Origin of the sequence: Streptococcus suis (assembly GCF_002960625.1) — a bacterium.
Taxonomy (GTDB): Bacteria; Bacillota; Bacilli; order Lactobacillales; family Streptococcaceae; genus Streptococcus; species Streptococcus suis_T.
On record NZ_POJH01000034.1, the window covers coordinates 1 to 13,636 of the forward strand.

General features: G+C 39.9%; 8 protein-coding genes. 2 read left to right on the forward strand and 6 right to left on the reverse strand.

What is annotated here, in order from left to right; all coding sequences use genetic code 11:
* Positions 1 to 51: 51 nt before the first annotated feature.
* The 6 genes from C1G49_RS08240 to C1G49_RS08265 all read right to left on the reverse strand — a co-directional run bounded on the left by C1G49_RS08240 (position 52) and on the right by C1G49_RS08265 (position 12,026).
* A complete protein-coding gene (locus C1G49_RS08240) occupies positions 52 to 135 on the reverse strand; it encodes a 23S rRNA methyltransferase attenuation leader peptide (protein ID WP_013641314.1) in 84 nt (27 codons plus the stop codon).
* Positions 136 to 155: 20 nt separating this feature from the next.
* Positions 156 to 320, reverse strand: a complete 165-nt coding sequence (locus C1G49_RS08245) for a peptide-binding protein (RefSeq protein WP_024410551.1) — start codon at positions 318 to 320, stop codon at positions 156 to 158.
* An 88-nt stretch (positions 321 to 408) separates the two neighbouring features.
* Positions 409 to 6,354, reverse strand: coding sequence for an SNF2-related protein (locus tag C1G49_RS08250; protein WP_105125311.1), 5,946 nt, complete (start codon positions 6,352 to 6,354; stop codon positions 409 to 411).
* A 49-nt stretch (positions 6,355 to 6,403) separates the two neighbouring features.
* Positions 6,404 to 6,955 (reverse strand): hypothetical protein, encoded by a 552-nt coding sequence (locus tag C1G49_RS08255; protein ID WP_061847634.1) that lies wholly within the window; start codon positions 6,953 to 6,955, stop codon positions 6,404 to 6,406.
* Positions 6,939 to 7,130, reverse strand: coding sequence for a calcium-binding protein (locus tag C1G49_RS08260; protein WP_105125312.1), 192 nt, complete (start codon positions 7,128 to 7,130; stop codon positions 6,939 to 6,941). Before C1G49_RS08260 ends, C1G49_RS08255 begins: the two co-directional genes overlap by 17 nt.
* A complete protein-coding gene (locus C1G49_RS08265; protein ID WP_105125313.1) occupies positions 7,131 to 12,026 on the reverse strand; it encodes an SspB-related isopeptide-forming adhesin in 4,896 nt (1,631 codons plus the stop codon).
* A gap of 172 nt (positions 12,027 to 12,198) precedes the next feature.
* On the opposite strand from C1G49_RS08265, the gene C1G49_RS08270 reads away from it, so the two are divergent.
* Positions 12,199 to 12,789, forward strand: coding sequence for a type IV toxin-antitoxin system AbiEi family antitoxin domain-containing protein (locus C1G49_RS08270; RefSeq protein WP_017648292.1), 591 nt, complete (start codon positions 12,199 to 12,201; stop codon positions 12,787 to 12,789).
* Complete coding sequence (locus C1G49_RS08275; protein WP_105125314.1) at positions 12,786 to 13,631, forward strand: nucleotidyl transferase AbiEii/AbiGii toxin family protein; 846 nt, start codon at positions 12,786 to 12,788, stop codon at positions 13,629 to 13,631. Before C1G49_RS08270 ends, C1G49_RS08275 begins: the two co-directional genes overlap by 4 nt.
* Positions 13,632 to 13,636: the final 5 nt, after the last annotated feature.

Here is a 13,636-nt window from a genome sequence, read left to right on the forward strand (position 1 = left end):
CTGTTTAAAAAGTCATAAGATTAGTCACTGGTAGGAATTAATCTAACGTATTTATTTATCTGCGTAATCACTGTTTTTAGTCTGTTTCAAAACAGTAGATGTTTTATCTACATTACGCATTTTGAATACCAACATGACGAATCCCTCCTTCTTAATTACAAATTTTTAGCATCTAATTTAACTTCAATTCCTATTATACAAAATTTTAAGATATGGTGCAAGTCAGCACGAACACGAACCGTCTTATCTCCCATTATATCTTTTTTTGCACTGATTGGTGTATCATTTCGTTTTTCTTTTTGTGCGCCTAAATTTCCCACAATCACTCACTTCTTTCTATTTCTTCTTATTCTTATTTTATCATCAACAATCACAAATCACTTGTGATTTGTGATAAGTGATTTGTGATTAATATATCACATTCTTTTTTATTTTGAATGTCCGCAAAATCCGTCCTACATCTGAGGGGCGCCAAGGAACATCTAAGTGGTGAACAGCTTTCATTCGTGATTGCACGTTTAGACCCGTTCCACCTTTTTCCGTCGAAGCCATGAGAATCCGCACTTCTCCGCTATTGACCTTTCTAGACAGTGAGTTTTTCTTTTCATCAGTATTGGCGTCATGGACAAAGGCAATTTCTTCTTTTGGAATCCCTCGATCAACCAGCAAAGCTTTTAGTTCATTGTAAACATCAAAGCCTTCTTCCTTACTTTTAGGTGTTCCAATATCAGAAAAAATCATCTGAGTGGCTTTGTCTTCAGCTCCATCACGGTAGATTCGTTCGACATTATCGACCACTTGAAGGATTTTCTGATTATCTGCTAAGGTATAAGCAGGGTCAATCAACCGCATATCAATAGCTAGTTTTCTGGCTTCTCCTGTGATTTTAAGCATGTTATCTCTACTTGGATCAACACTACCTGACTTGATAGCGTCTGAACGCTTTACTAGCTCTTCCAAATAGTATTTCTGAGCTTGTGTTAACTCGCTTTCCACTGCAATAATTTTAGCTTCAGGTACAGGTAAGTCGAGCATATCTGAAGTCTGAATATCGGCAGTTTCCTTGTAGATTCGCATGAGTTCAGGCAGGTTGACAAATTTCTTGAACCGTTTCTTAGGTTGATACTTATCACCTGTCGGGGCTAGTTCCATAGAGTTTTCGATATTCCCAAAAGCCCCAACCCACGAATCAAAATTTGATACCTGGTATCGTTCCAAAACATCGGGCTGAATGTAATTCATCATGGTGAAAAGTTCACTGATAGAGTTAGAAACTGGTGTTCCTGTCGCAAAAACGACATTTCTATCTCCATGCTCTGCCTGAACCTGTCTCACCTTCATCTCCATGTCTATGTTCTTTTTTGAAGTAGTATTGGTGATTCCCGCGACATTCCCAAGTCCAGTGATTGGACGGATATTCTTAAAGTGATGAGCCTCATCCACAAAGAGAAAATCAATGCCAAGATTTTCAAATTCAATAAAGGTATCTCGCTCTAGTTTTTGGAGTTCTTCCAACTGGTGTTCCAATCCCTTAATCGAACGTTCCGCTTCTTTCACCGTGTAATCACTGTCACTTCCTAGCTTGATTTCTCGGAGTTGCTCGAGTTTGTCATTGATATAGGTGACCTGTTTTTCACGACTCATCGGTATCTTCTCAAATTGTGAATCCCCAATGACAATGGCATCATAGTCCCCTGTAATAATACGGGACACAAACTGCTTACGTTTGGCTTTGGCAAAGTCTTTCTTAGTGGTCACATAGACTTTCTTGGTTGGGAAAAATTTCATGATTTCTTGACCAAACTGAGCAGTCAGACTAGACGGCACCACATAAAGTGGTTTATGTACCATTCCGAGTTCTTTCAGTTTGAATCCTGCCCCAAGCATGGTAAGTGTTTTACCTGAACCAACTTCATGAGCTAGTAGGGCACGTTTTTCCTCGACAATCCGTTGAATGGCATTCTTTTGGTGAGGCCGTAATGAAATATTCTGAGCAAGTCCATCAATGGTTAAATGGCTACCGTCATAGGTCTTTGATACCGTACGATTGTAGAGCCTATTATAGGTGTCTTCAATCATCTGTTGGACTTCTGGATACCTTGCTACAAAACCTTGAAAGAGTTCTTGTAGGTGTGTTTCCTTGGCACGCAGGACTGTTGTTTTCTCCACATCCGTCACATTCTTTTTCTTATCCCCTTCAACAACTTGTTTTGTGATGGTTGGTTGATTGGAATTCAGGAGGTTTTCAAAGATTTTTCGACCACTATCATAGCGTGAAGCAGGGACACCTAAACTCCTATCCGTTACGTTGGAATAGGTGTAGGCAAACTTAGATTGGTAAGTGATAACCCCGTCAATGGGACTGACTTCAAGGACTGTTGCTACTTCTTGGTCTGACAATTCATAGGCTTTCCCCATAAAGGTTTCTTGGGCAAATTTTCCGTAAATAGACAAAGGAATCCAGCGTGAACCGATTCGATAATCAATGTCTGCTAAAGTAATACGTGCTGGTTTGACCGTCTCAAGTAACCCTGCATAATGCGACCAGTTAAAGTCCTGATTGTCTTGTTTGACAAATAGGTCCACCACTTCTAACTTGGTAACGACATCCCCTGACAGAAAGTCTTGGCGAGAAACATAGGTCAATTCTCCATTCAAATACTTCTCAGGATCAGGCATAATGAGGTCGCCTAATTCCTCAATCAAGGTCATCTTCGATTCAACCTGATAGATAGACATCATATAATCGAAATCAACACCACGTCCGTCAGCCAAGCTCGAATTTAAGGCATCAAGGGCAGTATGTACCTTTTTAACCTCTTTTTCAGGACGCACTAAAGCCTTCTCAAAAGCAAGGGATTTAGTATAGATAACAGACTTTCCACTTGGATCCAGACGTTCATCTTCCAAACTAGCAAGAAGCGAATACTTATCATCACTATCAAAAAGATTACGGTTCACTGCACTGTTCAAATACCCATAGTGTTTGACAAAGCTATTATAGGTACGATTGAGTTTGCCTAACAAGTGGTTAAAGGTCTTCTTATCATAGTCATAATGGCGTTGAATGGCAATGACCTCTTGGTAAGCATTTCGAATGTCCACCATTCCTTTGATTCGTGCCACTTCTTTATCAGACAAAGGAGCTTCATAGAAAACTGTCTTTTTATAATACCCCTTAAATTGTCCGCGTTTAGCTGCATCATCGGTCACATAGACATCCAGAGCAGTGTTATCAGTCACTTCTAAGGCATTAAAGCGATCAATCTGCTTTTGAGAATGCTTGGTGTCCCATGCTTTGAAGTTGCCCTCTTCATCGACATAGTAACTGATTTCTTCCGTCTTGGTTCCGACTCGAATGCCTTTATTATCTCGATAGTAAACTGTAGACCCCTGATAACCAAAACTGTACTGACCTAGATTTTCCCTCATTTCAGCTGGAATGGAGGTATCATTGACTTGTTTGGTCAACACATCTGGGTTAATGATGACCTCATTTCTATCAATCTTTCTTGGGGCTTTTACTTGATTTAGAGCAGTTTGGACACTGGCAATCAAGTCATCACTAGTCCCCTTAACAGAAAGTGTTCCGCCGTTAAAATTTCTGATCTCGTAGGTTCCTAGCACTTGGCTATTGTATTCCCCATCAAAATAAGGATTGAGCCAAATGCGACTATCCTTATCATAACGAATGGAACCTGAAAAGGCTAGGTCATCTTCCACATATCCCTTGTTCAGGTGTTTCTGGAAGAACAACATATCCGTTGTGACAGTGGTTCCTGCAATGGCCTTAAAGGCAGAGTCAGGCAGTCGAACCCCACCAAGAAATTCAGTTGTCTCACGAATATCTTGTAAGATGTTTTCTGTTCGCTTATCCATAGTTCCTGTGGAAGAGATAATCGCTACTTGTCCACCATCATGGACCAAATCAAGTGACTTTTTGACAAAGTAGTCATGAATCATGTAAGGCCTATCGTACCTATTATCCGCAATTCGTATATTGGCAAAGGGCACATTTGAAATCACCAAATCAAAACTATTGTCGTTAAAAGCCACCGTCTCAAAGCCCTTAATTTCAATGTGACTATTGGGATGAAGGTGTTTGGCAATAGCTCCTGTAATAGTATCTAATTCCACACCATATAACTCACTCTTTTCTCTTAAGTGTTTGGGCATTGCTGCAAAAAAATTCCCTGTTCCCATGGAAGGATCTAGAATTTTACCACCTGTAAAACCATCTCTTTCCAACTTATCCCACATCTGACGGATCAGGGCAGGGTCTGTATAATAGGCTGTCAAGGAGGACTGTTTCATATCCGAATACTCTTTATCTGTGACTAGGCTTTTCAGGTCTTCTCGTTCCTTAGAAAATTTTGGATTATAGTCATCAAAAAATTCATTGGCTAGTCCACCCCAGCCTACATACTTGGCAAGGAGTTCTTGTTCATTTTTACTTGCCTGACGGTGTCCCGTTTCAAGTGTTTTAACCAAACGAATGGCCGCAATGTTTGTCTCAACCTTATCTCTAGCAGTCTTAGGATAAAAGTCTGTCATATCTTCTGGAAAATAAAAGTCCGTTACTGGAATCTCTGGAATTGTTTCGACGACTTCCTCTTCAGGAATTTGATTATCTGTTTCTTCAAGATCAGTATCGTTATGACCTTTTTCTGAACCATCTGGATCCAAAACTCCAATGTTCTGAACAGCTTCATTAACGGATTGACTTGTTTCCTCTTCCAGAAATGAAAAAAGATTTAGTTCTTGGTCCGCTTCTTCTAACTCTGTTTGTGGTTCTGCCTTTGGCTGATGAAGTGCCTGACTGACTTCTTCCCAGGTCCTCACATAAAGAACTGGATTTTGTTCAATGATATCCGAAAAGTCATTGACTAACTCAATCCGAATCAAACCGTTCAATCGAGCATCGCTGACCGACACGACCTCAAAGTCCTGTCCCTTATAGGAAACCAATGACCCCAGAGGATAAGTGTCCAATACTCTCTGAACCAGTGGATTTTCCGCAAATTCTTCATCAACTACTTCTTTTCTCTCAGCTTTCACTAGCTTGCTCTTCCAATCTCTGAGGGTTAAATCTGACTGATTACCTTTATTTTTTTCAAATTGCTCCGCATCTTCTCTGCTGAGTTCTTGGTGTAAAAAGGCGTAGGCAACTTGTCGCAACTCTCCAAGGGAAAGCTGACTACCAAAGAAAAATTCAACCTTTTCATGACTTAGTCCCATTTGGAGTAGTTCTGTCGCAAGGGCTAGTTGAGTTACCGAGGCTTTGGGATAACCACCTAATATAGCAAGGTCAGCATTTTTTAAACGAAAACGACCTGCCGCATCCAATAAAATATCGACTTGGTCTGATTCAAACTGAGATAGTTCAATCCCTAGCTGAGTCAATTTTTCTTGATTTTCTATCCTAATGACTTGTCCAATTTTTTCTAATTCCTTTTCTTCGATTGTAGTCAATGTTCTTTTCAACTCATAGGGACTGCCATCAGCTTCTAGATAGGTAAGTAACTCCTCGCCCTCAAAGACTGGTGTCATTTCCGTCTCAGTATCAAAATCACCTCGTCTAAAACTTGGGACTTTGGAACGTTCATTTCGAATTTGGTCAAAATATGTTAGAATCTCAAATTTACGTCGTAAAGACAACTCTTCATAAGCTGGCAGATGACTTGTTTTTCCTGTTTGAACATCTAGTTGAGACAAATCTACATCCAAACTAGCAATGATGAGAGAGCCATCTTCTCTAAATGATATTGCTTGATGAACACTAGCTTTGTGCTCATCACCAGTTTCTTCATTTTCTAGAACTGTTTCATCTACTTTTGTTTCAAGCTCAGGCTCGTAAGTCAAGAGAAACTGTTCAATATCTCGACTAATCCGATCCGCTAAATTATTAGCCACACGATAAACATTGACCAAATTAGCTCCCCTACTCTTTTGTAATAGAGAATCTGGTGAAATAGTTTGGTAGTGTCCATTTGAGTCTAATAGTTGAAAACGAGTGGCCAGATTGAACAAGGCCACTTCAATCACCAAGTCTTTTTCAGACGGCGATAGTTTGTCGAGTTTTTGGAGACCAGTTTGGCCGAAAACTTGTGTATAGGTCAATAGATCATGAGCAGTATCATAAGGACTAGCCTGGACAAAAGCTGAAACATCTGTCTCAAAGTGAAGTACCTGAACAGATTTCTTAATTTCTTTCCTATTGGTTAAAAACTGACGAATAAGACTTTCCCACTCCTCATCAAAATGCTCTGCTTGGTAATATAAAAATGCTTCAAGCAGGGCTCTATCACGAGGAATGGTGGCTCTCATCATTTGTAGTAAGACTTCTTGATTCATTATTCCCTCCCATTTTAAAAAGGCTGAGAGTGTTTCTCAGCCCTTTGTGTTAATCTAGGACCAAGGCTCGTTGGTCTCTTTCTTGTGGAATACCTCCCATTACAGTTGCCACATAGTGTTGTAAGAAATGACTTTTCTGGTCTAGTAAATCTTTTTGCAAGGCAAGGTGAACCAAATCTCCAAAATAATCCTGACTGGAAATAGCCAAGTCCTGTTGAATCATGGCCTGTAAGGTTTCAAGGCTAAGTGGTGAATAATCGTCACTATCCAAAACCTCATACTGTTCCAAGGTGTCTGAGAGACTATTTGAGGACATTAAATCCATAATAAAACTAGAGCCTTCACCTGTTCGGTACAACTTTTCCAGAATGTCAGTCATATCTGCCTGTACTTCATCCTGATAACTATCAACTTTAACTCGTAGCTCATCACTTATCAAGGATAGGTCATCCTCATCCATATAATCTTGATAAACCTGATTGAGGATTGTTCTATCAGAAATACTTAATTCCAAAGAGAGAAAGGCCTTGATAAACTCTTGGTAATCGACCTTCTCCATTTCAGACAAAGCCTCTTTCATGGTGTCAAAGTTCCAAGCCATCACACAACTCCTTTTGTGGGACTAGTGGTGAATGTCCAGATTGTAGCTCTTCTAAATCAGCTTGACCATCACCATCTGTGTCAACAGACTGCGGATCGGTTCCCAAAGCTAGTTCCAGAGCATCTGTCAAACCATCTTGGTCTGAATCCTTTTCATAAATAGTTTTTGGATTCATCTACTTCTCCTCCTTTTTCTTCAGTCCATAAGCTGTACCAAGTAGAATACCAGCTCCAATCAAGCCCAAAAGGGATTCCTGTTCCCCTGTATTTGGCAAAACGCTAGCTGGAACAGGTGGTTCTATAGTCTCAATTGGTGGTTGAGGTGGTGTGGGTTGATTTGGACTTGGTTCTTCAGGTTGAGGTGTATGTGTTACAACTGTATTTGAGCTGATGACATAGCCATTCACTGTATGAAGGTAGGTATTCTCCACCTGACCAGTCGCAATCCGTTTCATCTGCAGGTAAACATCTGCCTGAAAAGCTGAATCATCAGAGATAGTCTCTAAGAAGGATTTATCAAATGAAATTGACACGAGGCCATTTTCTGTATCCACCTGTTGCAAGGTATATTTCGTGACTTCTGTCCCCTCTTTTAAGACAGAACCGTCTTTGAGGATGACATCCGTCATCAGATAGCTGCGATAAACACCATTATACTCATCATGCTTTTCATCATAGTTATCTTCAAAACCATATTCAAATAAAGCAGTCGCACGATTGCTTGGAATCATCGCTCCAACCAAGCGATAGTTAAAGGTTTGATGCAAGGCCACTTCTTTACCATCAAGGCTGTCATCTTTATGAGACAAGTCAATCACCACATCTTTTTGTGGGTCTAGTTTGGGAACATTATTGACCACTGTTTCCGTGACATAGGCCAAGCCAAAATCAATCTGATAGGCTGTATTTTCATACTGACCACCTGTTTTGGTCAACTCATTTTTTACCGTCATCGGAAGCGTGACAACTAAGGTTTGACCAGTCTTCACATAGGTATCATAAAAGGCTTTTGGATCATCGCTACTAAGAACTTGAATGGCTCCTTTAGGTGTAAACTGACGTTCAGCCATGGCATCTTGAACAACTTTCGGAGCTTCTGACAAACTTGCGTAGGTGCTGACAGAGATACCAGATACACGATTGCCATCCTTATCCAAAATTTGAATGCCATCAGGAATTAGGGTAAGGGCTTCTTCTGGGTAATCGTCTACCATGTAAAATCCCTTGGCAAGAACATCATCCGTCACGACCATGTCCTTGTATTGACTGTAATCCAAGACAATTTTGTAATAATTGACCGTATTCGGAAGAACAGTCTTTCCATCAATTGAAATACCTTCTTGATTGGTATTAGACTTATGTGGAGTTACTTTAGGGACAAAATTGGTCACCGTGTTGGTTTCATAGGCTTGCCCAAAGTCCACCTGATAAGCCACGTTTTCATAAGACTTCCCTGAATTAAGCATGGTTTCCAAAACTGTCATCGGAGTGACAATGGTAATATTCTCCCCCTTGGTCACATAAGATTCAAAAAAGTCTTGTGGGTCCTCAGGCATAAAAACTTGAAAAGCTCCTTTAGGCTGAATTTTTTGTTTGGAAAGGGCTGCTTGTAAGGAGTTAGGAGCTTCTGATAATTGAGAATAAGACTTCACCGTGATTCCTGAAACTGTTTTACCATCAGATGCGACAAACTGAATAGCTGCTTCATCCGGCAATAAAGCTTCTTCTGGATAATCATCCACAAAGTAAAAACCTTGTGCAATCTGAGAGTTGTCTGCTTTAATCCCTCGGTATTGGTCCAAGTCCCATGAGAGAGTATAGTGATTTTGAGTTCCCACTAGCATGGGCTTCCCATTGATGTCTACTTTGTCTTTATTGAGGTTTTGTTTCTTGGGTACTGGAGAAACAAGGGTGTTGGTCACTTCCTTAGTTTCATAGCCATTGCCGAAATCAACTTGATAAGCCTTGTTTGTATAGGTCTTAGTTTGACCATAGAGACTATCTTTCACCGTCATTTTGGTCAAAAGAGCTAAAGAAGTTCCTGTTTGAACATACTGGTCATAAAAGGCTTGGTTGTCATCCGGCAAAAAGACTTGAAATGCACCTGTTGGTGTAATCTTAGCACGAGCCAATTTATCTTGAAGGTCTTTAGGGGCTTCATTTAGGGAAGCATAGTTTTTAACCGTAATTCCTGATACCTTCTGACCATCAAGCGTTGTAACAGCCGTCCCATTTTCCACCACATCAAGCACTTCCTCTGGGTAATCGTCCACAAAGAAGAAGCCTCGTGCAATTGTCTCTTTTGCAGAACGATCTCCCTTATACTGGTCCAAATCCCAAATCAATCGGTAGTGGTTGGTTGTGCCAAGGGCTACGACCGTGTCATTAATGAGGACACCGTCCGCATTTTCATTGTTTTTATCTGGTGTAATGAGTGTGGTTGTCTCCCCATCACCTGGTGTACGAACCGTTACAACATTTGAAGTGACTGTGTAAGCATTGGTTGTACCCTTGTTCAAAAGGAGTTTGTAACTATTGGAATAGGTTGCCCCATCATTTTGAACAGAACCATAGAGTTTTGGAGCGGTCAGTTGATAAACCTTGGTTAAATCTTTATTTACCTCCTGCAACAAGTTTTCCTTTGCGGTTAAGGTCACAAAATTCTTAGTCTCATCAAAGCTAAGGACATAGTTTCCATTCTCTTTTTGTGTTGTTTCCTTATCAAATAGGTAACCAGCAGGCAAGTAGTCCTCAAAAATGAGACTAGTCGTTTGGGCACGATTGGGCGATAAGGCATCAACTGTTAAGGGATAAATCACCGTTGAATCTTTTGAGACAGTTTTCTCATGAAGATTAGCTTGGTCACTGTTGACCACTTCTTTCATAATCTCTGGACTTGTCGTCAAACGGTACGCATGATAATGGACAGTGGGTACTTGTGGTGGCGTTGGAAGTTCTTTTGGAATAGGTTTGACAGGTAAGGTTACCTTGGTCAAAGTTAGACTAGGCTGCACCACTTCTTCCAAAGGCTTTGGCGTGAAGGTTACGGGCTTTTCTGGTATAAAAGTTTTTGGTGTATAGACATCTGGTGTTACCGTAATAGGTTCTGGAACGGGTTCAAGTTCCACCGCTACATGAGGTTTGGGACTATACGGTGTTACTGTACGTGCAACTGGTAGGGTATTTAATGCAAACCAGTAAGACAAACCAACATTCTGTGGCATATCACCTTGCCCAAAGGTGACTGTATAGGTATTGCCTGATGTAACTGTTGAGACAATAGCTCCTTTATAAGCATAACGACTTGATGTGGTATCCCATTCCTCAGGTAAATTCAAATCACTTGCACGGTTGGAACCCAAAGAACGTGCTAGACCTTCATTAGTCACTTGAACGGTTGAACCATTAATCGGAACAAATTTCCCAGATGAATCTTTAACATATTCTAAACCAATGTCATTATGATTGAGGGAAGAATGCGTGAAGACTCCTGGTTTCTCCTTAGAAAAGGTGACCTGCGTTCCGTCTTCCAAGAAATACTTGGCAACTACACGAAACTCCATCTTATCCGTTCGCCAGTCACCATTTCCATCATTTCGGTAGGCGATAAAGCCTTCGGTTGGATCATTTGGTACAACCAGCTTCACGGCAGCGGTTCCAGCTGGTGATACAAGGTTGGTAATATCGTAAGTCACACGGCTAATCTTTTTCCCATCAAATCGTGCATGTTGAAGATTTTGATAATTAAAACTGAGGGTCTCACCTGTTTTGAAGCTATCATAGACAAAGAATCCTGTTGAATCCAAAATTCTTGAGTACCCACCCAGCATAGCATCGCCAGTTGAAATGATCTGATTAGGATTTCGGGTAATAGCCCCATGTTGTGCTTGGGGTTCACCATTATTGAGATTGAGGGCTTGAGCTAGGGCTTCAGAAATATAACCTTCTTCACCTTTTGAAATCTCGGCTAAGTCACGTTGATAGCGTTCCATTTCTTTGGCATTATAGGCATCAATCGCTTCATTCTCTTTTCTGGCTGCGGCTTCTTTTTCTTGATTGCGTTTTGTAATGGCTTCAATCTCAGCTGCTCGATCTGAAACTAATTGTTGTTTCTCCTGATTCGCTTGATCTACTGCGGCTTGACCTGCACGGTTTTCAGCATCTACAGCTGCTTGACCTGCCTGATTACGCCTTTCAATGGCTTCGTTATCTGCCTTTGCCTTAGCAAGTCCAGCTTCATTTTCTTTTTGAATGGCCTGATTTTTCGCAACAATATCATCTGCCTTTGTTTTCTTTGTTAGATAATCCGCTACAGCTTGTTCGTTAGTTGTTTGAATGGTTTCAACAGTCTTGCCATAGTTTGTATAGTCAAGTACAGATGTCCCATTTCCTGATGCAACTACTTGTTCATTTACTGTCACATCAGCATCTACATACCGAGTTTTTAGGTCATTGACTTTGGTATCAACCCAAGCATTTGTCTCTTTACCAGTTTGGTTGGCCCCTTCGTAGGCCTGTGACAGCTCCTTATTTTCCTGTTCAATGCGGGCTTTATTCGATTCGTATGTCGCTTTGTCAGCTTTGTAGGTTTTAGTGACTTCATTAATTGCCTCAACCTGTTTTTGGGCATCTGCTTCAGCTTTTGAAATTTGTTGGTTGGTTTCTGATGCAGAAGTTGTATTTCCCAAGTCCATTGGACTATCTTCAACCGTAGAAACACCTTCAGCCTTTGCCTCTTCAACTGCTTGTGTTACCGTATCATGTGGTACGGTGACTGCAATTGCACCGTTAGATTGTCCAGTTGACCCTAAACTTTCAGTTTGTTCAGAAACAGGGGTTGGTTGTGCTTCTGGTAAATTTGTCGCTGGATTCTCCGTTCGTTGAATGGTTGTATCAACTGATGATGTGACTTCATCAGCATGTGCAACCGCTCCTCCCCAAGCAACAACAGCCGTCACCATGGTTCCAAGGGCAACGGAACATAGAGTGCGATATTTTTTACTCTTACGAAAGACGTGTTTCTCGCCTTTTTCCTGATTGACAAGAAAGTGATGATTACATGTTTTGGTCATAAATAGTCCTTCTTTTCTTTTATTCTTTAGCAACAAACTGTCACTCTTTCCTCATCATAAAAAAGAAGGCTTGATTTTGTTATCACAATACATTAATGTAAAAGAAAATGTTGCTTTTACACCACAAATGTTGTAAAATCGTAGTGTAAAAGCAACATAGAAAGGAGTAAGCATGTCAAAAAAAGAGATTCTACTTGAATTTATAGAAAACCACAATGGCATTATCACCTATAAAGATTGTAAAGCACTAAACATTCCAACAATATATTTGACAAGACTAGAAAAAGAAGGAATTCTATACCGCGTCGAAAAAGGAATTTTCCTAACCCAGAATGGAGACTACGACGAATACTACTTCTTTCAGTACCGATATCCAAAAGCTGTTTTCTCATATATCTCAGCGCTTTACCTGCAACAATTTACAGATGAAATTCCTCAATATTTTGACGTAACCATTCCTAGAGGCTACCGTTTTAATACTCCTCCAGCTAATCTGAACATTCATTCCGTTTCTAAGGAATATAGCGAACTAGGAATTACTCTTGTAAAAACCCCTATGGGAAACGAGGTAAGAGTGTATGATTTCGAACGTATTATCTGTGATTTTGTGATTCATCGAGAAAAAATAGATACTGAGCTTTTTGTCAAAACACTTCAACATTATGGAAACTATCCTAAAAAAAATCTTACAAAACTCTATGAATATGCGACAAAAATGAACACCTTGGACAAGGTCAAACAAACCCTGGAGGTTCTAGTATGAATAAAGCTAAGCTAACAGCACTCTGTCATAAAATATCTAAGAATACTGGATTAACCTTTAATTCCGTTATGACCTATTACTTTTTAGAAGTAATTTTGAAAAAATTAAGTCAGAGTAGCTATTCAAATCACTATATCTTCAAAGGAGGTTTCCTACTGTCAAATGTTATTGGAGTTGAATCTCGTAGCACGGTTGATATTGATTTTTTGTTCCATCAAATGACACTTTCAGAAGATACTGTAGAGCAGCAACTCAAGGAAATTTTAGCAGATTCAGAAGAAGGCATTTCTTTTGTGATTCAATCCATCACAGCTATTAAAGAAAGTGATGACTATGGTGGCTATCGAGCAACAATTTTGTGCCAACTTGAGAATATTAAACAAGTTATCCATTTGGATATTGCGACAGGCGATGTTGTAACTCCTCAGCCTATTACATACGACTATAAAGCTATTTTTGATGGAGACAATTTTCCAATCATTGCTTATACAATTGAAACAATTCTAGCTGAGAAACTTCAAACCATCTATTCACGTAATTTCTTGAACAGCAGAAGCAAAGATTTTTACGATATTTATATTCTTTCAAAACTGAAGAAAGAAGACATTGACTTCATTCAGTTGAAAAATGCCTGTCAGAGAACATTTTCCTATCGCGAAACAGAACTCGATTTTGAAAAGATTATTGAACTACTCGAGAGGTTCAAATCTGACCCTATTCAGAATAAACAATGGCAAAATTATTCGAAAAAATATAGCTATACAAAGGGGATTTCCCTTGCAGATGTTCTTGATGAGATGATTCGTCTCATAGCAGTTCTTATTTCTATAAATTCTGATTAATAGTG

Coding starts and splice junctions, on each gene's coding strand:
- C1G49_RS08260 (WP_105125312.1), bottom strand. CDS start 7,130: ATGAATCCAAAAACTATTTATGAAAAGGATTCAGACCAAGATGGTTTG.
- C1G49_RS08275 (WP_105125314.1), top strand. CDS start 12,786: ATGAATAAAGCTAAGCTAACAGCACTCTGTCATAAAATATCTAAGAAT.
- C1G49_RS08265 (WP_105125313.1), bottom strand. CDS start 12,026: ATGACCAAAACATGTAATCATCACTTTCTTGTCAATCAGGAAAAAGGC.
- C1G49_RS08240 (WP_013641314.1), bottom strand. CDS start 135: ATGTTGGTATTCAAAATGCGTAATGTAGATAAAACATCTACTGTTTTG.
- C1G49_RS08250 (WP_105125311.1), bottom strand. CDS start 6,354: ATGAATCAAGAAGTCTTACTACAAATGATGAGAGCCACCATTCCTCGT.
- C1G49_RS08255 (WP_061847634.1), bottom strand. CDS start 6,955: ATGGCTTGGAACTTTGACACCATGAAAGAGGCTTTGTCTGAAATGGAG.
- C1G49_RS08270 (WP_017648292.1), top strand. CDS start 12,199: ATGTCAAAAAAAGAGATTCTACTTGAATTTATAGAAAACCACAATGGC.